The sequence below is a fragment of the Alteromonas sp. ABV4_515 genome, from assembly GCF_056160345.1.
The window spans coordinates 44,511-70,910 of record NZ_JBSWWZ010000008.1; the positions used below are offsets into that span (position 1 = coordinate 44,511).

Sequence of the window (26,400 nt, forward strand, 5' to 3'; positions counted from 1 at the left end):
GATTCAGAAACAAAAATGGGGCGTGTTACAGACACGCCCCATTTTTTGTTAATTGCAATTAACCGTATCAACGGTTTCTGTTGGCGGTAGCAAACGGATGTCAGCCAGGCTAACCGCGCCTTTTCCTAAGGTGCTAACGGTAAGTCCCGTTGTGATTGCAGATATTTCTAACGTATTGGAAACGCAGGAAAGTGGGATGCTGATAGTTTCCCAGTCTGTGACTTCTGAGGCTTTAAGCGCAAAACGTGTATCACAGCTCTCAAACGATTCACATGCAACTGAAACATAAGCGGGCTGGGTAAACGCTTCTGTGACAGCGTAGCTAACGTTCAGTGCATAGCCGCTGAGAGACGCTGCAGCATTAATGGGCGCGCTGTTATCATCCCGTTGAAAAGCAACGGCCGCAGGCGCACTACCATCAAAAGTCACATTGATGGCATCTTCCTGAACTACCTTATCTACCGTTCGATAGCTTACCGAACCCAATGATTGGGCTGCAGCGGATACCCGTTGTGACTGATCGCCGGAATGTAGAGAAAGTGACCATGGCGCGGATACACCACCAACCAGAATGTTGATAGTTGAGTTTTCATCACTTGAATCTGTAGAGAAATTTTCATCTAAATTATCTGGAAGCACATTTGCATCTTTGTATCGCAAACCAAAACCATATGGCAGCAGAGGCGTGTAGTCTTCATCGCCCATATTCACAATTTGCGAGCCGGAAGCAGGCCACGAAAAGGGCAGGGTGCCGTTAAAATCCTGCTGGCCGAATAACACATCCGCCACCGCCGCGCCTTCAGAGCCCGGTAACCAGGCGGCGACAAACGCATCGGAGGCATTAAGTTCTGGGTTGACCCACATGGGACGGCCACTAATAAAGACTGAAACCACCGGAATGCCGTCACTTTGCAGTTGCTTTAACAACGCTAAATCTGTTTTACCTTCGGGCTGGTAAACCAGTGTGTCGCGATCGCCAACACCTTCGGCATAAGGTTCCTCGCCAAATACGACAATAGCCACATCCGGTTTTTCGGTGTAACTGCCATCGACTGACAGCCTTACTTTACCGCCTGCGGCGTCGACCTGAGTAGCGATACCGTCATAAATGGAGCTACCGCCGGGGAAATCGTCGTTGGTATTGTTGGTGCCTTGCCAGGTAATGGTCCAGCCGCCGGATTGTTTGCCGATATTGTCTGCACCGTCACCGGCAACCAGGATCTTACTGCTCGCGTTTAGTGGTAGTAAGTTGTGCTTATTCTTCAGCAACACCAGTGATTCACGCACGGCCTGACGCGCTACTTCCCGGTGTGCTTCGTTGCCAATCAGTGACTTGTTACCTGAAAGCGGTCGTGCCGCCGGGCTTGGTTTATCAAATAAGCCCGCACGAACTTTAACCCGCAGGATACGGCGCACGGCATCGTCTAAACGAGCGGCATTAACGGTGCCATCTTTTACCTGTGCCAGGGTATTTTCATACAGGGCTTTCCAATCTGAAGGCACCATGTAAATATCGAGGCCAGCGTTAATCGCCTGGGCACAATTGTCATTAGTGCATCCTGCAATCTGACCGTGACCGTTCCAGTCGCCTACCACAAAGCCGTCGAAACCCATGCGATTTTTAAGCACATCGGTGAGCAGGTACTGGTGGCCATGAAGCTTTTTGCCGTGCCAGCTGTTAAACGATGCCATCACCGATTGCGCGCCAATGGTAAGGCCACCCACGTAGCCCTGAGCGTGAATATCAAATAGGGCTTGTTCAGTAGCGATGTTGTCGCCCTGGTCGTCACCCTTTACTGTACCGCCATCGCCAACGAAGTGTTTTACGGTACTGATCACCCGCTCGTCACCCAGGAAATCATCGGCATCAGCATGGCCTTGCAGCCCTTTTACCACCGCCGCCGCGTAAGCCTTAACGATGTCAGGGTTTTCTGAGTAACTCTCATAGGTTCGGCCCCAGCGATCGTCACGGACTACGGCGACGGTTGGCGCAAATACCCAATCGATGCCCGTGGCCATGACTTCCTGCGCGGTGATATTCGCTATTTTTTCCATTAACGCCGGGTTGTTTGCTGCACCCAAACCAATGTTGTGGGGAAACAGCGTGGCACCGACCACATTATTGTGGCCGTGCACCGCATCTGTTCCCCACATGGTTGGAATCGTTGAGCCATCCAGGCTGTCATCAACAGACGCCTGATACATGGCTTCTGCTAAATTAATCCATTCTTCTGGCGTGGCATGTTTGTTATCGCCGGGGAAGGAACCACCGCCATTGAGGTAAGAACCGAAACCATAACGTCGCATGTCCTCTACCGTAACACTGCGGATTTCTGGCTGAATAATTTGCGCTACTTTTTGTTCAACGGTCATCGAAGCCAAAATACTGGCAACTCGCTTTTCTACAGCAGGGTCCTGCTTCACTGCAATATCCAGCTTTGGCCATATCGTTGTGGTTTCTGATTGTTGAGCAGTGGTTGTTTCGGGCAATTTCGCGCAACCTGATAACAGCGCGCTGGCAATCAGAGCGGAAAGTAGTTTTTTACGCATGGGTGTCCTTCCAATTAAAATTTGAAAGCGCTTACATTGCGGTTTACTTTTGTTTTGAAAGCGCTTACATTTTTTAACATGATAATTACATGAAGTGTGAACGAGTTCAATAGTCTTTGTTTTAGCAGCCGCAAATGGACGATGGACAGATAGTGATTAACTGATCATTCCGCTCTCATTGCGGTGGAGTGTGAAACACTGGTTCGAAAAGGCTTTTCTAGGTACATTACTGTTAAAATATAACCAGCAAAATAAAACCACTTACTTAAGAAGCAATTATGGCTACCATCTACGAAGTCTCTGAGGCGGCTGGCGTGTCGCTGGCAACGGTTTCCCGGGTAATGAACGGGAATGCCAGGGTGAGTGAGCGTACACGTCAGAAGGTGCTGGATGCCATGGATGCGTTGGGATATCGACCAAACGCTATTGCGCAGTCTCTGGCCTCCAATCGCACGAACAGTATTGGTTTATTGGTTTCGGAGCTGCATGGCTCTTACTTTGGTGAGCTGATGAGCACCATTGAGTTCATCCTTAAAAAGCACGGTAAACACGTGATCATTACGGCTGGACATGTGGAAGAGCACAGAGAAACAGAAGCGATAGACTTCCTGACCAGTCGTCGTTGTGATGCCCTTATTCTGCACGCAGAAGCAGTTTCGGATGATTATCTTACCAAACTCGGTAAGAGTGGGGTGCCGGTAGCGGTTGTAAACCGTAAAGTGGAAGGCATGGAAGATCAGTGCTTTGTTGCCGACAACGAAAACGGCGGCTACTTGGCCACCAAAGCAGCTATCGACAACGGGCACAAAAGAATCGGATACATCAGCGGCCCGTTGTTTAAGCAAGATGCCACCGAACGCTTAAATGGTCATTTGCGGGCGCTGAACGATGCGGGTATCGTCAACGAGCCCACGTTGCTTTTTGAGGGCGACTATCATGAATCCTCTGGACAAGACGGTTTCGCCAAGTTGTTTAGCGACAATGCAGACCTTTCTGTGCTGGTATGCGCAAACGATGAAATGGCATCGGGTGCCATGACAGCTGCCAGGGAAGCGGGCCTGACTATTCCTGACGATCTCTCCGTCATTGGCTTTGATAATGTGCTGTTTTCACGTTATTTGCACCCTAAGCTCACCACCATCAACAACCCGGTACATTCCATGGGGGAGATGGCGGCAGCCTGGGTCCTGGAAAATGTTTACGACATTAAATCTTCCGAGCCCATTGTTCATGTATTCGAACCTGAACTCATAGAGCGAGACTCGCTTGGGCCGCTTTAGTCCGTTTAGTCGGGTCTCTCCCACGCTGCGACATACGCTGATTGTTGCCATTGGTGGATTCATTTTTGGTTTCGACGCCAGCGTTATCTCCGGAGCTATTGGTTTTATCGATACTGAGTTCGGTTTGACTGAATGGCAGCAGGGTTTCGTGGTGAGTTCACCTACCTTGGGAGCGTTGTTCGCCATGTGCTGCGCTGGTGCGGTGAGTGATGTGATAGGGCGGCGAAAAATGCTCATATTCATTGCCGCACTCTATTTCATGTCGTCGTTAACGTCTGCCATGTCGGTAAACTACACCATGCTGGTTTGCGCCCGCTTTGTCGGCGGTATGGCGTTCTGTTGCTTACTCATCGCGCCCATGTACATTGCTGAAATCAGCGCGCCGTTCCATCGTGGGCGAATGATCTCGGTGAATCAGCTCAATATTGTGCTTGGTTTCGCCGTGTCTTACTTCAGCAATTTCATGTTTTTACAACTCAGTAGTAGTGAGGCTCAGTGGGTTCAGCAGTTAGGCATTAATGACCACGCGTGGCGTTTTATGGTGGGCATGGAGGTGATACCAGCGGCGCTTTGGTTTACGCTATTGTTCACGGTACCACGAAGCCCTCGTTGGCTGATGCTGAATAATCGTCATGAAGAAGCTCGCCAGGTCGCTCATTCGCTGTTCGACAGCGAACAGGCTGAAAAGCAGCTCGCCGCCATCGGCGATTCATTGGAGCAGAAGAGTTGGCAATGGCGGGAACGGCTGGGGTTCCTACTGACACCGAAAATGCGCTTTCCTTTGCGTATCGGGCTTATTCTAGGCGTTGCGCAGCAAATTACCGGAATCAATGTCATTTTCTTCTATGCGCCAACCATATTTGAACATAGCGGTGTCGGTACCGATGCAGCCTTTATGCAGGCCATTTTTATTGGTCTGGTGAACATCGTTTTTACCGTAGTCGCCATGGTGACCATTGATCGCTGGGGTCGAAAACCGCTGCTGATCACTGGCTTGTGCGGCGTGCTCTTGAGTATGTCGGTGTGCGCGTATGGCTTCAAACAGGCAACATACAAGCTGGACAGTGTGGAGGTAGCTGAAATTTCCCTTGGCTCAGCTGAACTGCAGTCGGCGCTGACACCACTGGAAGGTATTGCATTTGATTCTGATGTTGAATTCAAGCATGCACTGCGCAGCGCGCTAGGGGATGAGTTGTATCACCACTATCAGCGTACGCTTTTGAGTAAAGGCATCGACATGAATGCCCCGCTGGTGTTATTTGGCATTATTGCCTTTGTCGCCTCGTATGCCATGTCACTGGGGCCGGTGATGTGGGCCATGCTCGCTGAAATATTTCCCAACCAGAGCCGAGCACTCGCTATCTCATTGGTCGGCGTAGTGAACTCCCTTTCAAGCTTTATGGTGCAGCTTCTGTTCCCCTGGGAGTTGATGTATTTGGGAGCGGCCCTGACATTCACCTTGTATGGCGCTTTTGCGTTTATTAGCCTGGTGTTGGTTATCAAAATATTCCCTGAAACCCGGGGTCGGACACTAGAGCAAATAGGGCAGGGTTTGTAACCTTTTCCACTCTCAAGCCAGACGCAAGGCCCCTGTAAACTCTACAAAAATCATGCGAATTTTTCTGACCACCTGGTTGATATAAAACTGCAATTGTTATGTAAGTGACTGAATATTATAGAAGGTATTGGCCTTGCATGAGCTTTCAGCGTTCTCGAAAGACATATCAATCTGGAGGTCATTATGATGAACATGAATAAAACACTTGCTGCGGTAATGGTTACATCAACACTGGCGACAGTATCTGGCGCCGCTGCAGCAAAGCAAATTAATTCACAAGCTGAAGCAATGCAGCACTCCGCAACCGAGATGAAACAAGATGAAATGTCATACGTGGATGAGCGTATGAAGAAAGCTAAGATGCAAGCTCAAGATTCCACTACGATGACGCAAGTGAGCACCGAGCCTCGCACCTGGATAACCCTTACTGGTGAAGTGGTTGACGTAGATTCCAAATTCTTCACCCTTGATTATGGTGAGGGCACCATCTTTGTAGAGCTGAATAATACCGATCTTGATGCACAAGCGTATGAGCAACTCGAAGGCAAAGATGTGATGGTGACGGCTCAACTTGATGACAGCCTGTTTTCCGACGAGCGGATCAAAGCACAAAGTGTTTTTGTTGATGAGATGGAAACCACATACCTTGCTGATGATGTAGATCAACACGCGGCCGATATGTACCTGAGTGCTGCAAGTGCGTTAGACGTGGACGATGAAGAAATGGTACTCGTCGGTACCGTAAAGTCTATTGGTAAAAAGGCACTGCAGTTAGAAGTGGGTGATTCAACGCTCACAGTTGAGCTAGACGACCTGGACGAACTACCACCGGTGGATGATGACGGTAAACTCTCACTGATGAAAGGTGAGCGTGTACGCGTGACCGGCGAGATGGAAGAGGAGTTTTTCAATACCTTCACTGTGGAAGCTGAAGGTTTGATGAAAATGAAAAGCTAATTTTTTGATCCATATTTTGGCCCTCTCATGAGGGCTTTTTTCTGAGGAACCTATTATGTCATCACAAAGCAGTCAAAGTGCCGAATCCCGTTCTATTGCCAATATGGAAGGGCTTCAATCGGCCATTGCGAATAACGAAGTGGATCGGGTTAAGCAACTTCTTGCCGGGCAAACATTGGATGAACTGCAGAAAAGTTATCTCATCGACATCGCCGAACTTAATGGAGACCCAAAGATGCTGAGTATTCTCAAAGATGCACCGTCCAAGCCATGACCTAGCCTGACAATTGAGCGAGCATAGAGTCTTAAAAACAAAAGCCAGCACCTGATATCAGTGCTGGCTTTTTCTTTGTGGTTTATCGCATCTATGTTTGCTAATGCGGCTACGTCTCTGTCTGAATAAATGCTGCCAAAGCCAGGCATGAATTCATGCTGCTCACCAATGCTGATAGACGAACCATTCAGAATTACTTGAGTGAATACCCGCACAATCGCCCTCAAACAACATTTTACGCCGTTGTTGTGATGATGGTGAATTAGGCAATACAGCAGTGGCATTTTTTAGCGAATCAGGACTTATATTCACCTCCTTTTCACTGCCACCCTGGCTGGGATCGACGGCGCGCAGATAAGCCACAATCCTGTGAAATTCTTGCCTGAAACTCCGAGAGTTGAGAGCCGAAAGGAAAAGAGCTTGTCGTGAAAAATACTGCTGGTTGCGTGAAAAAGATTAATGAACTTCGCTCATAACAGCATTGCACTACAACGGGAAAACTTCGCCATCCATTTCACGTAACCTCTAATACACGTTTTCTCAAATACGTTTAAATGGAAGGTAACTGAAAACATGCGATTTACCGTAAAATTACTTAGCGCAACATTATTTCTCTCTGCATGTGGCTTCGCCACAGCGCAATCCATTGAGATCACAAAAAACGGCACTCAGAAAGCTATCACCGGCGCCGAAAAACTCTTCACCGGCACCAGCATCGTAAACCCGTATTTCAGCAGCAAGGACAACGGTGTATCCGCAGCCAGTGTTACCTTTGCACCAGCCTCGCGCTCGAACTGGCACACCCATCCCAAAGGCCAGTATCTGGTGGTGACCGCGGGTAGCGGTTACGTACAGGAGTGGGGCAAGTCCAAGCAGACAATCAAACCCGGTGATGTAATCTGGACGCCACCAGGCGTGAAGCACTGGCACGGCGCGACTGAAAGCACCATGTTGACCCACCTGGCGGTACAAATGTTCGAAGACGGCAAGAACGTCGAATGGATGGAAAAAGTCACTGACGAACAGTACGAAAAATAAGGAGCGGAATATGACGCTTTCTGGTTTGAACAAGGTTCGTAAGCCGGCAGCGCTGACCGCGCTGGCGACGTTATTTTCACTTTCATTTTATGCAACAGGACAAACTACAGTGACACAGTCTAATTATGCAGAAATCGTTGCGCCTCAGGTGCAGCGAAACCTTGATAACGTTATCGGCAATGATCTCTGGAAGCGCAAGGCGCTGTCCTCCCGTGACCGCAGCATCGTGACCCTTTCCGGTCTGATTGCCCGTGGCCAGCTAGACGCTATGCCTGAGATTGTAGGCAAAGCGCTGGACAGCGATGTTTCGCCTGAAGAAATTGCTGAAATTATAAATCACCTCGCGTTTTATACCGGGTTTGCTAACGCCAAGGCGGCCATTGCAGCTATCGGGCCGGTTTATGCTGAGCGCAAAATCAAAGCGAAGCAATTGCCATCGTCCGAATTAGACCTCTTGCCCATCAACTGGGAGCAGGAAAAGCAACGGGCCAATATGGTGGAAGATAACTACGGTGATGTCTCGCCAGGCACCGTGCAGTTCACTACCGACGCGCTGTTCCGTGACTTATGGTTACGCCCTGGTCTTGAGCCCCGCGACCGCAGCCTGGCAACGGTGTCTGCACTGGTTGCTACCGGCCAGGTTGAGCAGGTTAATTTCCACCTGAACAAAGCCATGGACAATGGTCTGACCCAGGAAGAAGCCGGTGAAGTGCTGACTCAGCTGGCATTCTACAGCGGCTGGCCAAAGGCGTTTTCAGCGTTATCGGTTTTCAAAGACATCTTTGAAAAACGTAACGAGAAATAATTTATCAATTCGCCGGGCAGCAACGATGCCCGTCGAATCTGCAGCATCAAGGGGACACGATTTATGAGCGAAGATTTAATAAATCAGGATATGATAATTATCCGTGCCAGCGAATTCAAAGCGATTGATGGCGGCAATGAGAACTTTACCGGTAAAGTACATATTTCCGGCCTGTTCAGTGCGCCTGAGCCTTCCCGGGTCGGTGTCGGCATCATTAATTTCTCGGTCGGTGCGCGCACCAACTGGCACACCCATCCACTGGGCCAGACGCTGGTTGTCACCCACGGCGTAGGCTGGCATCAGTGTGAAGGTGGACCGAAGCGGGAAATCCGCGAGGGCGATATTATCTGGTGTAACTGCGGTCGTCGCCACTGGCACGGAGCCACCGACAAAACGTCGATGCAGCACGTGGCCGTGAATGAAGCAAAAGACGGCAGTCCGGTAGACTGGATGGAACCCGTTACTGACGAACAGTTTCTGGAAACTCCGGTAACTAACGACTAAGCTTTAAAAGTATGATTCAGCGCGTGTGGTTTCCTGTGACAAGTAAAAGCTTACACGCATATACTGACAAGTAAGCGAAAGCCCGGCCCGCTGTGAAGCGAGACCGGGCTTTTTTATTGGCCAGGCTCAGGGCTTACACCTGCGCCCAGGGCTTATCTCAGCGCTCAAGGCTGTTGCGTCGGGCTGGCTGAATTGTCCTGACTGGCAGTCAGCGGAAGAGCTTCCCAACCGCCGCCTAATGCCTTGAATAGGGTGACTCGTTGTGCCACCTGTTGCTGTCTGGCATTCAGAAAGGCTTGCCTCGCCAGCAGCCAGTCCCGCTGAGTTTCCAGCACATCCCGGTATGAACTGGCACCAGCGATTTTACTCAGGTTAGTGAGCTTGTAAGCCAGTTCAGCGTGGTCTGCCGCCTGTTCCAACGCATCCACGCGCTGGTCGAATGAAGTCACCCGTGTCAGTGACGTTTCCACTTCCTGCAGCGCTTTGATAATGCTGCCTTCAAATGCGGCAACCGAAGCCTCCACCGTGGCCTGTGCCTGACGCACCCGGGCGCGTCCTGCCTGCTGGTTCGGGAACTGCCAGGATATCAGCGGACCCACTGAAAACGACCAGTTGTCCGACACCGCGGACTGATGGCTGTCGAAGTAATTCAGGCTGCCGCCCAGCGAAATGCTGGGATAAAGCTCAGCGACTGCCAGGCTGTTCAATGCCGTGGCGCTGCGAAGTTGCTGTTCGGCTTCGCGCAGATCCGGCCGGCGTCTGAGCATATCAGCCACATTCCCCACCGGTGTGATACCAGCAATTTGCGGTGACGCCGTGCAATCATCCAAGCTATCCGGTAACTGGCTGCGGGTCGTGCCAAGCAGTGCTGCCAGACGGAACAGCTGAGCCTGACGCCCTGCGTCCAGTGCCGGGATCTCAGCTTCCGCTACCATCACGGCCGCTCTGGCGCTTTCCGTCTCTGCCCGCGTTGCCGCACCGGCCTGCTGAATTTTTTCAGCGAGCTCTAGCTGGGAGCGGGTAACGTCACGTGAATTTTCAGCCACCTTCTTACTTTCCGCCAGTGTGCAGGCGAGCAGATAAGCTTCAACCGTTTCTGAGGCAACCTGTAATGCGACGCCGTCTCGCAGAGCCTGTTGTACAGCGATGTCTGCCTCGGCGGCTTCAATAGCATGAGAGACCCGCCCAAACAGATCGGTTTCCCAGCTAACACTGAAACTGCCGGTATCAGACCATTGTCGGGTGCCCGTGGGCATGCCCGTCATTGGAATGCTGTCACCATAAGCCAGCGAGGCATCCACCGATGTGGACGGTAAACGGCGACTGTCAGATTCCTCAAATATCGCCCGGGCACGTTTCAGGTTGGCGCTGGCGACGCGCAAATCACGGTTGGCGGCAACAGCCTGTTCAACCAGTTGATTCAGGGTGTCGTCTTCATACAGTGTCCACCATTTTACTGGTGTGGCAGCATTGCTGAAGGCGCTGTCGGTGGTTTCAAATGTGGCCGGAGCCGGCGCACTGACTTCGGGTGTTTCCACCCGGGTCATACTGCTGCAACCGGTAAGGCTCAATGCGATGGCAAGCGCGGTAAGCGATTTAGTCATGGGCCAGCTCCTTGTGTGCAGGGGAGGTATCATCCTGCGGTTTCTCGCGGTGGTCTCCGGCAATGAGCACGTAAAGTGTTGGCAGCACGAACAGGGTGAAGAAGGTGCCTACCAGCATGCCCATCACCACCACAATGCCCAGCGCGAAGCGGCTGGAAGCGCCGGCTCCGGCAGCAAACAGCAGCGGAATAAGGCCTGCCACCATGGCGGCAGTGGTCATCAGTACCGGACGCATCCGCACAGCCGCTGAATGGCGGATCGCCTCGAGCTTGCTGACACCGTCGTGCTGTTGCATATCGTTAGCAAAACTCACCATCAGGATCCCGTGTTTTGAGATCAGCCCTATCAGGGTGACCAGACCAATCTGGGTGTAGATGTTCAGTGTGGTAAAGCTCAGATACAGCGGGGCCAGTGCGCCGCAAATTGCCAGTGGTACGGTGATCAGAATAACCAGCGGATCGCGAAAGCTGTTGAACTGCGCGGCCAGTACTAGAAAGATAACAATCAGTGCAAAGATGAAAGAGACGGTCAGCCTGTTCCCTTCCTGCACGAACTGGCGGCTGTTCGACAGCCAGTCGATGGTGACATTATCCGGCAGCGGTTGCTGACGCATAAAGTCCACCGCCTGTCCCATGGTCACGCCGGGCAGGAGTACACCTGAAACCGTGGCAGAATTCATCTGATTAAACTGGGGCAGCTGATTCGCCTGTGAACGCATATCCACGTCGATGAACGTCGAAAGGGCAATCAGGCGGCCAGTGTTGGCACGTACATAAATTTCCCCCAGATCTTCTACGGTCAGACGATCCTGCTGATTTGCCTGCACGATGACATCGTAGGAGCGATCAAACCAGTTGAAGCGATTGACGTAGTTTTCACCGACCAGCACCGCCAGCGCATTCGCAATTTCAGTCATGCTGACGCCGAGCTGTCCTGCTTTGTCTTTATCCACGGTAATGTGTGCCTGCGGGCTGTCGAAAGCCAGATCGCTATCCACAAAGGCAAACAAACCGCTGCCCCATGCCGCGCCTTTCAGGCCCTGTAAGGTCTGGAACAGACTGCTAAAGTCGTCCGGCGAACGCACAACCATCTGGAATGGCAGTCCGCCTGTGCTGGCGGGCAGCGGACTGTCCTGGAACACGGAGGAATACACCCCGGTGATACCTGCAGTACGGCCCATCAGTTCGCCCTGAATGTCGTCGGCGGTGCGGGTACGCTCACTCCATTCATTGAGGATTACCCCGCCAAAGCCCACATTCTCGGTTTCCAGACCGACTGCGAAAAAGCTGTTCTCAAATTCCGGCAGCTCCGTGAACTGCGAGGCCACCGCGGCACTGTACTTCTCGGTGTAATCCACGCTCACATGCTGGGGCGCCTTGGTCTGCACGAACACATAACCCATGTCTTCCTGGGGCGCGAGTTCCCGTTTAGCACTCATGAAGAACACCACGATGGTGGCCAGAATGGCCACGCCAACCAGCAGTACAGCCGGGCGGTTCACCAGTGTACTGTCGAGCAGGCGGGTGTAGCCGTTAGTTAGGCTTTCCATGGTGTGTTCAACGCGCTGGGCCATTTTCGATTCAGTCAGTTTGGAGTCCAGTAACTGGCTACTCATCATGGGCGACAGGGTCAGGGCGATAACGCCAGAGACCACCACCGATGCTGCCAGCGTGAAGGCAAACTCTTTGAACAGTGCGCCGGTGAGGCCGCCCATCATGCCAATGGGGGCGTAAACGGCTGCCAGCGTAATCGTCATGGCAATGACCGGGCCGATAATTTCACGGGTACCGATGAGCGCGGCCTGAAACGGCGAATGTCCTTCCTCAATATGGCGGTGAATGTTTTCTACCACCACGATGGCATCGTCCACTACCAGACCAATGGCCAGTACCATTGCCAGCAGGGTGAGCAGGTTCAGGGAGAAGCCGAACATGACCATCAGCGCTGCCGTTCCCAGCAGCGACAGCGGTATGGTCACTACCGGAATAGTGACCGCACGGAAGGTGCCCAGGAACAGAAATATCACGACGATGACAATTGCGATAGCTTCAATCAGGGTGTGCTGAACTTCTTCGATAGAGGCATCAACAAAGTGCGCCACATCAAACTGGTTGGTGATGACCATGCCCGGTGGGGCGACTTTCTGTATGTCTTCAATCAACGCCTTCACGCTAGCCACGATTTCCAGCGGGTTGCCGTCCGGGGTCGGGGAGATGGTCATAAATACAGAACGTTTGCCTGAACTCAGCGCGACGCTGTTGGTATTCTGCCCGCCGATTTCCACGGTAGCGATGTCTTTCAGACGCACCACATCGTTACCCGATTCGCGGATAATCATGTTGCGGAATGCCTCTACGCTGGTGAGGTCGGTATTGGCGGTAATATTGACCGTGGTACCACCGCCTTTCAGCTGGCCCGGTGCCGCCTGCACATTGTTTTGCTGCAGCGCGGTGGCGATATCAGACGGGCTGAGGTTTCTGCCTGCCAGCTTCACCGGGTCAACCCAGATACGCATAGCCAGCGGCGCGCCGCCGGCAATAGCCGCAGACGCCACACCAGGCACCGCCGTAACGAGGGGCTGTGCTACCCGGGTCGCAAAATCCGCAATTTCCGACGCTGACTGCTGGTCGCTGGTAAACGCCACGTACTGGATAGCGGATGCGCCATCAGTAATTTTGTTGATCACCGGGTCGGTGACCCCTTCCGGCAGCTTGTATTTAACGGTTTGTACCTTGGCAAGGATCTCAGTCATTGAGCGGTCAGCATCGGCATTCAGTACCAGCTTGGCTGAAATGTGGCTGCTGCCCTGACGGGACGTTGACGACAGATATTCAATTCCACTGGCGGTGGCGATTGCTTGTGCAATGGGTTGGGTTACGAAACCCTGCATCATTTCCTGGGTCGCCCCGGGTAAGGACGTGTCGATGGTGATGGTCGCACTCTCCATTTTCGGATACTGGCGGATTTGCAGATTATAGAACGCGCTGACCCCGATCAGCAGGATCAGTAAACTGATCACAACTGCCAGCGTAGGGCGCTTAATGAATACATCAGTGAAGGCCATAATCAGTGCTCCTGAGCCGGAACCACGGTGACCGGAGCCTGTGGCTGCAGCCGGTTCTGTCCGGCGGTAACGACCACGTCGCCTGCATTTAAGCCGGACTCGATGATCACCTCATTACCAATGCGGCGGCCTGTTTTTACGCCGACAAATTCGATATTGCCGTTTTGTGTGGCGTTATCGCCTCTGACCACCGCTACGCTGTTACCCTGCGCGGTGTACATTACCGCTGTAACGGGCAGTACGATGGCATCAGATTCAGCACCGGCATCAATGCTGGCTTCCACGTACATGGAGGGGCGCAGTAATTTTTCATCGTTACGCAGTGTGGCGCGTACCTTCACATTCCTGGTTTGTGGGTCCAGCTGCGGATCGATGGTGTCGAGAGTGGCAGTGAAGGTGTTATCCGCGTAGGCATCGGCTGAGACCTTTACCATTGCACCGGTTTTAAGCAGCGCAAGCTGTTGCTGGGGAACCGCAAAATCCACATACAGGGTGGACAAATCGGTGAGGCTGACGATCTCGTCGCCGGGATTCAGGTACTGGCCTTCGTTGATTTGACGGATCCCCAGGGTACCGGCAAACGGTGCATTAACCGACTTCAGTTTCAGTCGTACCTGAGCCTGTTCCACACTCGCACTGGCCTGTTCGAACTCTGCTACGCGCTGGTTAAGCAATTCTTTTGATTCAGCACCCAGCGGGGCCAGTTCGCGGGTGCGCTGTAACTGGGTTTCAGTAAGTTGCAGGCTGGCTTGGGCGGCTTGCAGGGCGGCTTTTTCTTCACCGCTGAACAGTTTCACCAGTGTCGTGCCGGCCTCTGTCTCATCGCCTGAGTTGAAATTAATGGCGGTGACACGACCGGCCACTTCAGGCGCCAGCATGACTTCGTGAATGGCGCGCAGTTCGCCGACTACTGTAATGGTATCGGTTACCGGCTGCGGCTGTACCGTAATGGCTTCTACCGGCACGGCCTGTTGTTGCCAGCCGCCGCCCTGTGGTTGCGCAGCCTGTCGCCAGAAGTAGAGTCCGCCGAGCAGTAATGCCAGCACCGCTGCAGTAATGACAAGTCCCTTAATTTTAGAAGCCATATCGTGTCTCCCTGACAATGGTAAGTGTAATAATGACGTTACTGCTCATGTCTGTTCCTCGAGTGTGTTAAAACTATTTTTTTCTTTGCTTAACAGCGTTGGCGGCTATACTAAGACCTCAAGTAATGTTGAGGTCAACAGGTTTTTGCAGGATAAACATGAATAAAAATTTAACTGTGGGCGAGGTGGCAAAGCGTGCCGGTGTAGCCGTGTCGACACTGCATTTTTACGAACAGCAGGGGCTTATTAAAAGCTGGCGTACCGCCGGTAATCAGCGCCGCTACGACCGCAGCGTGTTGCGTAGGGTGGCAATGATCAATATTGCAAAGCGCACCGGTATTCCGCTGAAGCAGATTAAGGCGCACCTGGACAAATTGCCCAATGGCCCGGTCAGCGTGGCTGAATGGGAAGTACTCAGCGCCGAATGGCATGCGCTGCTGAATGAGCGGATCCACCGGCTGGAGCAACTGAGGGATGAAATGGCCGGTTGTATTGGTTGCGGGTGTCTGTCACTGAAAGATTGCCCGTTACGAAACCCGGATGATGTGCTCGGGAAACAGGGAACGGGTGCACAGCTGCTGGAAGACTAGACTCAGCCAGCCTTCAGCATATCCAGTGCCCTGAGCAGCGGCACCGGTTTATTTTCATGGCTGCTTACTCTGGCGTCGGCGGCCCGCCAGTCAAAATTAGCGTAGTACACTTTGCGGTATTCCGTGGGGGTGTGACCGATATGTTTTTTAAACGCCGCAATCATGGATTTGTGTTCGGCAAAGCCGCATTCTAACGCGATATCGGTAATCGGCTTGTGCATGTTCTTCAGCAGCGACTTCGCTTTGTTTACACGTACCATCATCAGATAATCAGAGGGCGTATAACCGCTTATTTTCTTAAACAACCGGGAATAGTGAAAGTAGCTGAGATGCGCCTGTTCTGCGAGATCAGCAATGCTCAGTGATTCCTCAAAATGATTATTGATATAGCTGATACTGTCACGGATCACGACTTGTTGCTTACCGGCAGCGGTATTCATCGCTTCAACCGGTGCGTCGATGAACGTATCAAGCATGCCCAGCAGATTAAATAGCCCGGCCTGCTGATGAAACGGCGACGTGGCAGGTTCGGTGAGCAAGGCCAGATGCGCTTCCGACACATCACGCAGAACGTTCCGCTGTTTGTGACTGGCTGCAAAATGGGCAAACCGCTGATGCAGCAACGCGCTGCTGGCGAATAAATCAGGCTGAAACTGCCAGGTCAGCACGGTACTCCCGGGCTGTCTGAATTCCAGTGAGTGGATAGTATCAGCGCCGACAAACAGGAAGTCGCCCTTGTTCAGGATAATCTCCTGTTCGTTAACAATAAGACAGAAGCCCCCTTTCAGCACGTAGAGTAATTCCGGTGCCGGGTGCCAGTGAGGCGGACAATAGTTCACCTCGGCAGCGAATACATTCAGAAACGCTGAGTCGAAGGTAACCAGTTCACAGACAGTGGGAAGGTTACCGGTGGAAGTGAAATCCTGCGATATCGAATTAAAAGGCTGCATAATCTTGTCACTCTATGTCGCAGGGGGCAGGAACGTATGCCGGGCCCGGAGCTATTTCCCCGGGTCTGCCTGTCCGGCACTGAACATCAGGAATTATTATCCGGAATGAGCGCGGCACGCAATTCCTGCCTGCTCACATTTACCCCCAGAAATTCTGTTAGTGCAATGAACACACCACAGAATAATTCCGGCGCAATTTTTGTTAGTCGTGTTTTGATTATAGCGGCATCGAGCTCACTTTTCTCTGCAACTAACGAGACGATTTTTTCAAACGCGATTTCATTTTCAATGATCTGCACCAGCGAGCTGTCCTCCTGCAGGGGGGGCGTATAGTTCTGCGTTTTCACGGTAACCGTTTCTGTTAGTGGCAGATCACGGGAATGACCGCCTGCATGAACAATGTACTCGCCGGCTGACAGGATCCACTGCTGAAGAGCCGGATGCCAGGCCAGCAGGTCATCGGCGTGTAAAGGAATAATCACAGTGCCGGTTTCACCGGGCTGCAGTGATATTTTTGCAAAGCCCTTGAGGGCCAGCGGCGGATGTTGCAGGTCGTGCTGTGGCAGCGTTACATACAGCTGAACAATTTCTTTGCCGGCCAGTCTGCCGGAATTCGTCAGTGTGACGCTAACTTTTATCACGCCTCCTGACTCCAGCTCCTGTTTGTCCAGACTTACACTGTCGTAACGGAAGCGGGTGTAGCTAAGACCATAGCCGAAAGGAAACAGCGGCTGCATGTTACGTTTATCGTAATAGCGGTAGCCCACATAAATACCTTCAGCATAGTGATGGCGCAGACCATCGCCAGGGTAGGTCAGATAAGCCGGTGTTTCTTCCAGAGTATTGGGCAGTGTGGTGGTCAGTTTGCCGGAAGGGTTGGCTTCACCGAATAATAGCCTGGCCACGGCACGACCAAACCCCTGACCAGCGAAGAAAGTTTCCAGCAGGCCCTTACAGTTATCCAGCCAAGGCATAACGACAGCATCGGAGTTCGACAGCACTACCACAATGTGAGAGTTTACTGCGTTCAGGGCCGACAGAAGTGTGATGTGAGATTCGATGACCGATAAATCTTTGCGATCGCCATTTTCGCCGTCCTCACCGACCACCGTGTTCATAAACAGCACCACCAGATCGGCGTTGCGGGCGGCATCTACCGCTTTTTGCTGTTCCTGCTCGCACAACTCGCCGCTTTCAGCAGTGCCGCGGGCGTAACTGACATCAAACTTGTCGCCGGCCAGCTCGATAATTTCATCCAGTGGCGTATCCAGCATGCTGGGGACGGTGGTAGCACAGCCAGAACCCTGAATCACCGGACGCTGTGCGCCGTCACCAATGACAGCGATGGATTTAACCCAGCTCTGACAAACGGGCAGAATATCATCGTCATTTTTGAGTAATACGACGGATTCTTCCGCGATCTGCTGGGCTAGCTGGTGGTGAGTTTGCACGTCAATGCTGTCACGTTTCACCGGATTAGAGACCCGCAGCAGGAACCGCAGCATCCGTTCACAGGCGTTGTCTACCAAAGACATGGGAACACGGCCATTAATGATAGCGTTTTTCAGTTCCTGCTTGTCCCGCTGAACTTCCGGCATGGCCAGATCATTACCCGCCAGCAGAGAGGCCGGGCGGTCTTTCACGCCGTACCAGTCGGATATCACCAGTCCGTCGTAGCCCCATTGTTCACGTAGAACTTCTGTTAGCAGCCAGTGATGCTGGGAGGTTTGCTCACCATTAAGGCGGTTGTAAGAGGACATCACCGTCCACGGATTAGCTTTGTCGATAGCCCGTTTGAACCCGGAAAGATAGATTTCGTGCAGCGCACGTTCATCCACCACTGAGTCCATCTCGGTGCGTCGGTATTCGGAATTGTTACAGGCGAAGTGTTTCAGGCTGGCAGCAACGCCTTCTTTCTGCAGACCATTGATAACGGCGGCTGCGAGATCGCCGGACAACAGCGGATCCTCTGAATAGTATTCATAGCCACGACCTGATAGCGGTGTGCGGCGAATATTAATACCCGGCCCCAACAGCATGCTGATGCCAAGGGCCTGACATTCGTGGGCCAGCGCCTGCCCCATTTTCTCTGCCAGTTCCACATCCCAGCTACAGGCCAGCGAGGAGCCGTTAGGAAAACAGGTGGCGGGCAGGGTACGACCGAACAGGGCCTCGCTCCCCTTTTTATCGCTTTGCTGATCGGCAGACTGATTCACCACGCCGAGGAAGTCGGCGATGCTCCAGTTGCCGTCATTATCAATCTGGTCCGGGCTGTAGCGCACACCGTAGGTGCCGTCGGTCATCTTGATGCTGTCGATGCCGTGGTGTGGCAGCGAAGCGGTTTTCCACAAGCCGTTACCTGTCAGCAGAGCGACTTTATCATCGATGGTCATGGTAGAGAAAAACGCCTGATATTCTGATGACATAATCATTCTCCTTGCAGTGAACGCTGGCGGATGTTGGCGAGTAAATCGCGGTAGGCGGTTTCATTCAGTTTATAGCGGGTGACAACCACAATGCATAAACCGAACAGAATGGCCGGAAACAGGGTTACGGCGAAATTAATCCCTTCCAGCGCGGTCTCTGAAACCGCTTCAGAAGAGTAGTCAAACATGTCGAGCAGCAGTCCGGCACAGCCACCGCCAAGCGCCATCGCAATCTTGGTAACAAAATTATAGAACCCGTAGATAACGCCTTCTGCCCGGGACTCATGATGCCACTCTGCATATTCCACGGTATCCGGCACCATCGACCACATGGTCACGAAGCCTGCGCCCAGGGTCAGGCTGAAACTGCATACACCAATCATGATGATGATCAGGTTACCGTCGGCGAAGAAATACTGCAGCAGCAGGCCGCACATGCCGAAAGACAGTGCAATCTGCGTGGCGGCCTTCTTACCTAATTTCGCAATCAGCGGGGCGGAGAGGATAACCCCGGACGTGTATGCCGCGGTCTGAATCATGAAAAACGCGGTGCTGAAACCCGCATCACCAATGACATATCGGATGAAGTACACGGCAATTGCCATCCACACCGTGTAAGCAATGTAAAACAGCGCCGTATACAATGACACGTTGAGCAGCGGCCCGTTGCGGAAAATAACCCGCAGCACCTGACGCCAGCCCATGCTGGTCGTCGAGGCGGCAGAATTCACCCGTTCGTAGGTCATGCAGAAACACATCAGAAAGGCGACCGCTGCCAGTATCGAATAAAACACTACTGCCGCGGTATAGCCGGTTTGCGGACTGTCGAACAGTTCAACCACAGGGCCGGCAGTGGTAGACACCACCAGATAGCCAATACTGGCCAGCGCGAACCGGTACACCGACAGCGATGCACGGGACTTTTCATTCTGAGTGAGCGTATTAGTAAGGGCTGAGTAGGGGGTATTCACCGTAGTATAAGCCAGGCAATACAGGGTGTAAGTTAATAACGCAAAGCCGAACCTGAACGACCCGGCCATCGTGACAAAACAGAGTACAGTGAGTGCGCCCAGAGGGACGGCGCCGAATAGCAGGTACGGACGCATTTTGCCCCAGCGTGTGTGGGTTTTGTCCACCACCACACCTACGGCAAGATTGAATATGGCATCAATTACCCGGGCAATCACAAAAATCAGGCTGGCTTCAGCCGCTGTGATGCCATACACGTCGGTATAGAAGAACAGCAGGAACAAGGATACGAAACCAAACGACAGGTTCGAAGCAAAGTCGCCCAGCCCGTAGCCGAACTTCTCTTTAACAGAGAGTGATACGTAGGTGTGGGATGTAGGCATAGTATGAAACCCTTTTATCGTTAACCCGATTAGATTAGCAAGTTAACAAAATGTTGCTTCCTGATATTTGCCTGAACCCTTGGCGCATTTTGCGCATTTGCTAACCATGAGTCATTTCACCGGAAATTCGTAGTATCAGGCAATAAAATCACATCTCTGTGTAATTAATCATCGCCCTGACTGCGGGATAATAGCAATCTAAGCCAAGTTTCTTATCAACGCTAAGGAGTTAATTATGTGCCAGGAATCAAGACGTCATTTTGTTAAGTTATCAAGTGCAGTGGGTGTCGGTGCTGCCATGGCGGGTTCATCAAGCGTATTTGCGGCTGCAGGTGAAGAAAACAAAAACGTACCGGCGAAAGGTTATGCGGCATTTGACGAAAGTGGCAAACTGAAGCCATGGAAGTTTGAGCGTCGTCCGGTGGGTGATAACGATGTCTTAATTGACATTAAATATGCCAGTATTTGTCATTCTGACATTCACCAGGAAAAAGGCCACTGGGGCAAACAGCAGTATCCCCAGGTACCGGGTCACGAAATCGTTGGTGTGGTGACAGCGGTTGGTAAAAACGTGACCAAATTCAAGCCGGGCGACCGAGCGGGTGTAGGTTGCATGGTTGGTAATCATTACAAGGAAACTGAAGGCAAAGAAGAGCAATACCTGCCGGGTACCATTTTTACCTATGGTTATCCGGACGAACGTTCACCGACCGGAATCTCCCAGGGCGGTTACTCAAATCGTATCGTTGTTGAAGAAAACTTCGTGATGACGGTACCAGAAGACGTCAGTTTTGAAGAAGCGGCGCCACTGATGTGTGCCGGTATCACCACCTATTCTCCGCTGATGAAATTCGATCTTAAGCCGGGTACCAAAGTCGGCATCGCAGGTATTGGCGGTCTCGGTCATCTGGCAATAAAAATTTCCGTATCGAAGGGCGCAGAGGTTTACGAAGCGTGGGAAAACGTAGTGAACAAAGATGCACGTTATCGCTATGTGATTGATGCGGCTACCTTTTAATCTTATGTGAAGCAAACGGTATAAACCGGGCGGTTGCACTCTGCCCGGGCTGTATCTGCGTCCTGACCTCAAATGCCTCCGCTGCGCTGCAAGCGGAGGCTTTTTGTCTTTTTAATTTCCTGCCTGCCGGAGTTTGCTACGTTGAAAGTCTCGAACAACACTGCCTTTTTCACTGCCTCACTGATGTATATCCTCACCTTTGCCACTGCCGGGGCCCCCATTTCTGTATTCAATATTTACCGCGAGGACTATGGGGTTACGCACGCCGATCTTGGCACGGTTTCACTGGCTTATTTTCTCGCAGCTGCAACGGCCTTGCTGGTGTTCGGACGTGTTTCAAATCACGTGGGGAGGAAACCGATGATTATCCTTACCGGGCTATGTGCAATGATATCCTGCACCAGCCTGATTAATATTGAAGGCACGCCGCTGTTATTTATTGCGCGGATGTTTCAGGGCTTTGCCTGTGGCATTGCTTCAAGCAGCATTGCTACCTACGTGGTAGACACCGGGGAGAAGCAACCCCGCTGGCTGGTGGCGTCAGTAACCAGCACCTCTCCGATGATGGGGATCCCGCTTGGTGCCATTTCCAGTGGCGCACTGGCAACCTGGGGGCCGGCTCCGAAAACCCTGATCTTCGAAATTATCTTCGCGCTGATGCTGATTTGTTCGCTTATCCTGGCGTTTGGTCCGGAAACCCGCCAGCGTCAGCCTGGTGTGCTGGGTTCGCTGAAACCCAAACTGTTTGTCCCGGAAGGCCGTGGCTGGGGCATGACTACTGCGGTGGGCGTGCTGGTGGCTACCTGGTCAATTGGCGGCTTTTATCAGGCATTTGGCCCATCGATTGTGGCCGAGGAACTGGGTACCACCAGCGCCATTGCCTCGGCTCTGGCGTTCTCGTCGGTGATGTGTCTGACGCCTCTCGGCGGCCCTTTGGGTGGAAAAATATCGCCACGGGTTGCAGTTAAAGTCGGCATGGTGATGTATGTGATTGCCGTCTTGTCGATCATCGCTGCACTCACCAGTTCAAACCTCATCGTGTTTCTGGTCTCAAGCCTGTTTGTGGGGATTGCGCAGGGCATTGCTACTACCGCATGTGTTAAAGCGCTGCTGAGCGGCATTGCTAAAGATCACCGGGCCACCTTGTTGGCGACGATCTTTGTGATTTCCTATTCAGGCGCTGTATTTCCCGCCATGGCTGCAAGCTGGGCCGCGATCCACTATTCGGTGTTTCAGATTTGTGTAGGCTATGTGGCACTGGGACTGGTATTTGCCACCATCGCGTTCTTTGCCTCAGGCAAAATGAAAGTGGAAGAGTCTGCGCAGACGGATCAATGAATCTGATTCACAACAGCATTCGATTATTCAGGTAATCGCTTTTCCGTCGGGTCTCCGTAACCATGATGACTATGCAGCGCGGCCATGAACCTGGGTTCCGGCGTGCTGCAGGAAAGCTAATCTATTGAATGGAGAACCGTTATGACAACATCTGATCAAACAATTCCTGACGACGCCAATAATTTCTATCGCAGCGACAGTGTGGAAATGAAAGGTGTGCGTTTCACCAATCAATATAAAATGGCGGTTGCAGGTAACCTGTGTGTACCGAAAAATGCCAAGCCGGGCACCACATACCCGGCCATTGTTATTGGTCACCCTATGGGGGCGGTAAAAGAGCAGAGCGCCACACTGTATGCTAACAAGCTGGCAGAGCAGGGCTTCATTACCCTGGCGGTGGATATGGCCTACTGGGGTCAGAGCGGTGGTGAGCCACGTAACGCGGTGAGCGGCGATATGTACGCTGAAACCTTCAGTGCCGGCGTCGATTACCTGAGTTCCCTTGAGCTGGTGGACAGCGACCGCATCGGCGGCGTGGGTATCTGCGGTAGCGGTGGCTTTCTGATTGCGGCAGCAAAAATCGACTCGCGGATCAAAGCGGTAGCAACCGTCAGTATGTATGACATGGGTGCGGCCACCCGAACAGGTATCGGTAATTCGATTAGTCTGGAAGACCGCAAAGAGTCAATTAAACAGGCGTCTGCCCAGCGCACTGCCGAATTTAACGGTGAAGAGCTGCAATATACCGGCGGTTGCCCCCATGAAATTGACAGTGATACTCCGGCAGCAGGTAAAGAGTTTTATAACTTCTACCGCACAGAGCGTGGTCAGTACACGCCTACCGGCGTGTCTGAAGCAACCACCACGCATCCGACGCTGTCGAGTAACGTGAAGTTCCTGAACTTCTATCCGTTCAATGACATCGATACCATTTCTCCGCGTCCGATGTTGTTCATTGCCGGTGAAGATGCACACTCCCTGGAGTTCACCGAAGATGCTTACGAGCTCGCGGCTGAGCCCAAAGAGAAGCTGCTGATCCCGGATGCCGGACACGTGGGTTTATACGATCGCACGAATAAAATTCCGTTCGACAAACTCATGTCCTTCTTCGGTGATGCACTGAAATAAGCGCCATGTCAATTAGGCTAAATGTCAGTTATATGCTGACATTCTGCCTGCCACAATCGCTCCTCTTCGCGCAGAGTATTATCTGAAGTGCGCTGAGGAGCGATTTTTTGTTAGTTTGCTAATTCGGACTATCAGGCAATAAAAAAAGACTTTCTATGTAACGGGGAGCCGCCGGTGTCTGAGAAAATACAGGCATCAGATGAGCGCAGGGCTGGACGAAGAAATGTCATGCCGGTATCCGTTATGGATGCGCTTTTAAGCCGATAATCAGAAATTGGAATCGAAGATGCAACTATCGCAAGAATGGGACAAAATTTTCCCGCAAAGTAACAACGTTAATCACCAGAAAGTGACTTTCAAAAATCGCTATGGCATCACCCTGGTAGCGGATTTGTATGTCCCCAAAAGTGCTGCTGTAAGCGGTCTGTCAGCCATTGCTGTCAGCGGTCCGTACGGTGCGGTAAAAGAACAGGCCTCGGGCCTGTATGCGCAGACGCTGGCAGAACGCGGCTATATCACGCTGGCATTCGACCCGTCTTATACCGGTGAGAGCGGTGGCGAGCCCCGCAATGTGTCTTCCCCTGAAATCAATACGGAGGATTTCAGTGCTGCGGTGGATTACCTTGGTTTACTCGAGCAGGTCGATCGCAACCGAATCGGTGTGGTGGGCATTTGCGGATTCGGTGGAATGGCGCTGAATGCAGCCGCTGTTGATAAACGCATCAAGGCCACCGTAACAACCAGCATGTATGACATGTCCCGGGTGATGTCGAAAGGCTACTTCGACTCCATGAAACCGGAAGAGCGCGATGCCGCACTGGCGCAAATGAGCGAACAGCGTTGGGAAGATGCGAAAAACGGTACCCCGACACTGGCGCCGCAGGGCCTGCCTTCATCGCTGAATGGTGATGAGCCGGAATTTGTTGCCAGCTATTTTGATTTTTATAAAACTGACCGTGGCTTCCATCCGCGTTCGATTAACTCAAACGGACAGTGGACGGCTACTACCGCACTGTCGTTTATGAATATGCCGTTGATGACATACATCAACGAAATTGCACCGCGCCCGGTACTGTTAATTGCCGGAGAAAAAGCTCACTCGCGCTACTTCACCGACGATGCTTACAAAGCGGCTGCTGAACCTAAAGAGAAGCTGATCCTCGATGGCCTGGTCCACTGCGACCTGTACGATCAACACGATAAAATTCCGTTTGATCGCATCGACAGCTTCTTTGCTGAAAATCTCAAATAATTCCCCCGCGCCTGAGGCCACCCGCTGAAAGGCGCTTTTTTTCTTTACGGAGTGACTGTGAAAAAAAGTTTCTTATACAGCGCACTGGCGCTGGCTGGTATAGCGGCTGCGCCCGCCATGGCTGATGAGTGTTCGGTACTGACTGAGCTGAAGCTGCATAACGTTGATATTACTTCTGCGACGTTACAGGAGGCACAAACTCTGCCGCCGGATCCGATGAGCGCGATGACCGGCAGTTCGCCACAGGCTGTTGATGTGGGAGAGCACTGTCTGGTCGAAGGTAAAATTGAAGACCGTGAAGGTGTAGACGGGCGTTATGGGATTAACTTTCAGATGCGACTGCCGAAAGACTGGAACGGCAAATTCCTGTTTCAGGGCGGTGGTGGTGTAGATGGGTTCATCGCCCCTGCTATCGGCACTATTCCGAGTACGGGCAGCACAGCCACACCTGCTATCAAACGCGGCTACGCGGTAGTGAGTATGGATGGCGGCCATAACGGACGTAGTCTGGACTTTACTCACGACCAGCAGGCCCGTCTCGATCTTGGCTATGCCTCGATTGGTAAGGTAACGACAACGGCGAAAACGATTCTGCGTAATTACTACGATGCGTCACCTAAGGTGTCGTATTTTATGGGGTGCTCCAATGGTGGTCGCGAAGCGATGATGGCTGCACAGCGCTTTCCGCTGGAATTTGATGGCGTGGTGGCGGGGAATCCCGGCTTTCATCTGACACATGCCGCTGTGGGCGCGACCTGGGAAGTGCCGAAGTTTGAGGCAATCGCGCCGGGTGGCGAATTGTCAAAAGCATTGACTCAGGCTGATCTCGATAAGGTATCGAAGGAAATCCTGAAGCAGTGTGATGCCATCGATGGCCTGAAGGACGGCGTGGTTGCCGCTTATTCTGCCTGCGATTTCGATCCTGAGGCATTACGCGGTAAGCTGTCCGACACCAAACTGGATACACTTAAAACCGTGATGAACGGGGCCATCGACGAGAACGGTAACCGCCTCTACACCGGCTGGCCGTGGGATCCGGGTATTAACGCTGATGGCTGGCGTGCATGGAAACTGGGCAGTGATAAGCGCCCTGCGATGCATAAAACACTGAGTGTGCCCTCCACCGGGGCTGTGTTCATGACACCGCCTCAGCAGACGCCTGAGAAACCTGATTTTGCCAGCATGGCGCAGAATATCGAAGAAGTTGGCGGGTATTTTGATGCCAATGACACGTTTCTGAGCACGTTTACCCAGCGTGGCGGCAAAATGGTGATTTTTCAGGGCGTAGCCGATCCTATCTTCTCTGCTGAAGATATTGCGCAGTGGTATCAGCAGGCACAGCAGGATACCGGCACAGACTTCGCCAAACTCTTCATGGTGCCGGGTATGACCCACTGTGGTGGCGGGCCTGCTTTTGAGGATTTTGACCCGCTGACTGTGTTGGAAAACTGGAAGGAAAAAGGCCAGGAGCCTGCATTCATGCCTGCCACGGCACCGACCATGCCGGGCAGGGAAATGCCGCTTTGTGATTATCCTGCGTACGCGAAATATAACGGTGGTGACACAAATGCTATCGACAGCTACAGCTGTGTAGCGCCAGAGTAAAACCAGACCCAAGCAGCAGCCC

At 52.3% G+C, this 26,400-nt stretch carries 20 protein-coding genes; 13 read left to right on the top strand and 7 right to left on the bottom strand.

Going from position 1 to position 26,400, the window contains the following annotated elements; genetic code table 11:
• Nucleotides 1–48: 48 nt before the first annotated feature.
• Nucleotides 49–2,550 carry a glycoside hydrolase family 3 protein gene (locus ACXAGX_RS18155; RefSeq protein WP_474840064.1) on the bottom strand — a complete coding sequence of 834 codons (2,502 nt, stop codon included), beginning with the start codon at nucleotides 2,548–2,550 and terminating at the stop codon, nucleotides 49–51.
• A 278-nt stretch (nucleotides 2,551–2,828) separates the two neighbouring features.
• Between ACXAGX_RS18155 and ACXAGX_RS18160 the strand changes: the two genes are divergently transcribed.
• From ACXAGX_RS18160 to ACXAGX_RS18190, 7 genes are all read left to right on the top strand, one after another.
• The gene (locus tag ACXAGX_RS18160; protein ID WP_474840066.1) at nucleotides 2,829–3,830 is read left to right on the top strand and encodes a LacI family DNA-binding transcriptional regulator; all 1,002 of its coding nucleotides are present in this window, start codon (nucleotides 2,829–2,831) and stop codon (nucleotides 3,828–3,830) included.
• Nucleotides 3,817–5,388: a sugar porter family MFS transporter gene (locus ACXAGX_RS18165; protein ID WP_474840068.1), complete on the top strand. Its 1,572-nt coding sequence runs from the start codon at nucleotides 3,817–3,819 to the stop codon at nucleotides 5,386–5,388. Before ACXAGX_RS18160 ends, ACXAGX_RS18165 begins: the two co-directional genes overlap by 14 nt.
• 183 nt (nucleotides 5,389–5,571) lie before the next feature.
• Nucleotides 5,572–6,345, top strand: coding sequence for a hypothetical protein (locus ACXAGX_RS18170; protein ID WP_474817591.1), 774 nt, complete (start codon nucleotides 5,572–5,574; stop codon nucleotides 6,343–6,345).
• Nucleotides 6,346–6,400: 55 nt separating this feature from the next.
• Entirely contained in the window at nucleotides 6,401–6,619 is a 219-nt protein-coding gene (locus ACXAGX_RS18175) for a hypothetical protein (RefSeq protein WP_474817592.1), read from the top strand.
• A gap of 573 nt (nucleotides 6,620–7,192) precedes the next feature.
• A complete protein-coding gene (locus tag ACXAGX_RS18180; RefSeq protein WP_474817593.1) occupies nucleotides 7,193–7,657 on the top strand; it encodes a (R)-mandelonitrile lyase in 465 nt (154 codons plus the stop codon).
• 10 nt (nucleotides 7,658–7,667) lie between these two features.
• On the top strand, nucleotides 7,668–8,462 hold the full coding sequence (locus tag ACXAGX_RS18185) for a carboxymuconolactone decarboxylase family protein (RefSeq protein ID WP_474840070.1): 795 nt from the start codon (nucleotides 7,668–7,670) through the stop codon (nucleotides 8,460–8,462).
• A 63-nt stretch (nucleotides 8,463–8,525) separates the two neighbouring features.
• Nucleotides 8,526–8,966: a (R)-mandelonitrile lyase gene (locus ACXAGX_RS18190; RefSeq protein ID WP_474817595.1), complete on the top strand. Its 441-nt coding sequence runs from the start codon at nucleotides 8,526–8,528 to the stop codon at nucleotides 8,964–8,966.
• 164 nt (nucleotides 8,967–9,130) lie between these two features.
• Here the strand turns inward: ACXAGX_RS18190 and ACXAGX_RS18195 are convergent, their stop codons facing one another.
• The 3 genes from ACXAGX_RS18195 to ACXAGX_RS18205 are packed head-to-tail and all read right to left on the bottom strand — an operon-like array spanning nucleotide 9,131 to nucleotide 14,719.
• A complete protein-coding gene (locus ACXAGX_RS18195; protein WP_474840072.1) occupies nucleotides 9,131–10,570 on the bottom strand; it encodes an efflux transporter outer membrane subunit in 1,440 nt (479 codons plus the stop codon).
• The gene (locus tag ACXAGX_RS18200; RefSeq protein ID WP_474840074.1) at nucleotides 10,563–13,634 is read right to left on the bottom strand and encodes an efflux RND transporter permease subunit; all 3,072 of its coding nucleotides are present in this window, start codon (nucleotides 13,632–13,634) and stop codon (nucleotides 10,563–10,565) included. The genes ACXAGX_RS18195 and ACXAGX_RS18200 overlap by 8 nt, the downstream gene beginning before the upstream one ends.
• 2 nt (nucleotides 13,635–13,636) lie before the next feature.
• Entirely contained in the window at nucleotides 13,637–14,719 is a 1,083-nt protein-coding gene (locus ACXAGX_RS18205) for an efflux RND transporter periplasmic adaptor subunit (RefSeq protein WP_474840076.1), read from the bottom strand.
• A 158-nt stretch (nucleotides 14,720–14,877) separates the two neighbouring features.
• Here ACXAGX_RS18205 and soxR point away from each other — a divergent pair, with 158 nt between their 5' ends.
• On the top strand, nucleotides 14,878–15,309 hold the full coding sequence (gene soxR, locus ACXAGX_RS18210) for a redox-sensitive transcriptional activator SoxR (protein ID WP_474840078.1): 432 nt from the start codon (nucleotides 14,878–14,880) through the stop codon (nucleotides 15,307–15,309).
• Between the two features lie 2 nt (nucleotides 15,310–15,311).
• Here the strand turns inward: soxR and ACXAGX_RS18215 are convergent, their stop codons facing one another.
• From ACXAGX_RS18215 to ACXAGX_RS18225, 3 genes are all read right to left on the bottom strand, one after another.
• Nucleotides 15,312–16,259 (bottom strand): helix-turn-helix domain-containing protein, encoded by a 948-nt coding sequence (locus tag ACXAGX_RS18215; RefSeq protein ID WP_474840080.1) that lies wholly within the window; start codon nucleotides 16,257–16,259, stop codon nucleotides 15,312–15,314.
• An 86-nt stretch (nucleotides 16,260–16,345) separates the two neighbouring features.
• Nucleotides 16,346–18,685, bottom strand: a complete 2,340-nt coding sequence (locus ACXAGX_RS18220; protein WP_474840082.1) for a beta-glucosidase — start codon at nucleotides 18,683–18,685, stop codon at nucleotides 16,346–16,348.
• Nucleotides 18,686–18,687: 2 nt separating this feature from the next.
• On the bottom strand, nucleotides 18,688–20,037 hold the full coding sequence (locus ACXAGX_RS18225; RefSeq protein WP_474840084.1) for an MFS transporter: 1,350 nt from the start codon (nucleotides 20,035–20,037) through the stop codon (nucleotides 18,688–18,690).
• 235 nt (nucleotides 20,038–20,272) lie between these two features.
• On the opposite strand from ACXAGX_RS18225, the gene ACXAGX_RS18230 reads away from it, so the two are divergent.
• The 5 genes from ACXAGX_RS18230 to ACXAGX_RS18250 all read left to right on the top strand — a co-directional run bounded on the left by ACXAGX_RS18230 (nucleotide 20,273) and on the right by ACXAGX_RS18250 (nucleotide 26,378).
• On the top strand, nucleotides 20,273–21,055 hold the full coding sequence (locus tag ACXAGX_RS18230; protein ID WP_474840086.1) for an alcohol dehydrogenase catalytic domain-containing protein: 783 nt from the start codon (nucleotides 20,273–20,275) through the stop codon (nucleotides 21,053–21,055).
• A gap of 141 nt (nucleotides 21,056–21,196) precedes the next feature.
• Nucleotides 21,197–22,393 carry an MFS transporter gene (locus tag ACXAGX_RS18235; RefSeq protein ID WP_474840088.1) on the top strand — a complete coding sequence of 399 codons (1,197 nt, stop codon included), beginning with the start codon at nucleotides 21,197–21,199 and terminating at the stop codon, nucleotides 22,391–22,393.
• A gap of 141 nt (nucleotides 22,394–22,534) precedes the next feature.
• Nucleotides 22,535–23,521 carry an alpha/beta hydrolase gene (locus ACXAGX_RS18240; protein ID WP_474840090.1) on the top strand — a complete coding sequence of 329 codons (987 nt, stop codon included), beginning with the start codon at nucleotides 22,535–22,537 and terminating at the stop codon, nucleotides 23,519–23,521.
• A 286-nt stretch (nucleotides 23,522–23,807) separates the two neighbouring features.
• Nucleotides 23,808–24,773 (top strand): alpha/beta hydrolase, encoded by a 966-nt coding sequence (locus tag ACXAGX_RS18245; protein WP_474840092.1) that lies wholly within the window; start codon nucleotides 23,808–23,810, stop codon nucleotides 24,771–24,773.
• A gap of 57 nt (nucleotides 24,774–24,830) precedes the next feature.
• On the top strand, nucleotides 24,831–26,378 hold the full coding sequence (locus ACXAGX_RS18250) for a tannase/feruloyl esterase family alpha/beta hydrolase (protein WP_474840094.1): 1,548 nt from the start codon (nucleotides 24,831–24,833) through the stop codon (nucleotides 26,376–26,378).
• Nucleotides 26,379–26,400: the final 22 nt, after the last annotated feature.

Bases quoted from the DNA above. Each gene is read 5' to 3' on its own strand.
- ACXAGX_RS18175 (WP_474817592.1), top strand. From the start codon at position 6,401: ATGTCATCACAAAGCAGTCAAAGTGCCGAATCCCGTTCTATTGCCAAT.
- ACXAGX_RS18205 (WP_474840076.1), bottom strand. From the start codon at position 14,719: ATGGCTTCTAAAATTAAGGGACTTGTCATTACTGCAGCGGTGCTGGCA.
- ACXAGX_RS18180 (WP_474817593.1), top strand. From the start codon at position 7,193: ATGCGATTTACCGTAAAATTACTTAGCGCAACATTATTTCTCTCTGCA.
- ACXAGX_RS18185 (WP_474840070.1), top strand. From the start codon at position 7,668: ATGACGCTTTCTGGTTTGAACAAGGTTCGTAAGCCGGCAGCGCTGACC.
- ACXAGX_RS18200 (WP_474840074.1), bottom strand. From the start codon at position 13,634: ATGGCCTTCACTGATGTATTCATTAAGCGCCCTACGCTGGCAGTTGTG.
- ACXAGX_RS18155 (WP_474840064.1), bottom strand. From the start codon at position 2,550: ATGCGTAAAAAACTACTTTCCGCTCTGATTGCCAGCGCGCTGTTATCA.
- ACXAGX_RS18245 (WP_474840092.1), top strand. From the start codon at position 23,808: ATGCAACTATCGCAAGAATGGGACAAAATTTTCCCGCAAAGTAACAAC.
- ACXAGX_RS18160 (WP_474840066.1), top strand. From the start codon at position 2,829: ATGGCTACCATCTACGAAGTCTCTGAGGCGGCTGGCGTGTCGCTGGCA.
- ACXAGX_RS18230 (WP_474840086.1), top strand. From the start codon at position 20,273: ATGTGCCAGGAATCAAGACGTCATTTTGTTAAGTTATCAAGTGCAGTG.
- ACXAGX_RS18215 (WP_474840080.1), bottom strand. From the start codon at position 16,259: ATGCAGCCTTTTAATTCGATATCGCAGGATTTCACTTCCACCGGTAAC.
- ACXAGX_RS18190 (WP_474817595.1), top strand. From the start codon at position 8,526: ATGAGCGAAGATTTAATAAATCAGGATATGATAATTATCCGTGCCAGC.
- ACXAGX_RS18170 (WP_474817591.1), top strand. From the start codon at position 5,572: ATGATGAACATGAATAAAACACTTGCTGCGGTAATGGTTACATCAACA.
- ACXAGX_RS18240 (WP_474840090.1), top strand. From the start codon at position 22,535: ATGACAACATCTGATCAAACAATTCCTGACGACGCCAATAATTTCTAT.
- ACXAGX_RS18220 (WP_474840082.1), bottom strand. From the start codon at position 18,685: ATGTCATCAGAATATCAGGCGTTTTTCTCTACCATGACCATCGATGAT.
- ACXAGX_RS18195 (WP_474840072.1), bottom strand. From the start codon at position 10,570: ATGACTAAATCGCTTACCGCGCTTGCCATCGCATTGAGCCTTACCGGT.
- soxR (WP_474840078.1), top strand. From the start codon at position 14,878: ATGAATAAAAATTTAACTGTGGGCGAGGTGGCAAAGCGTGCCGGTGTA.
- ACXAGX_RS18225 (WP_474840084.1), bottom strand. From the start codon at position 20,037: ATGCCTACATCCCACACCTACGTATCACTCTCTGTTAAAGAGAAGTTC.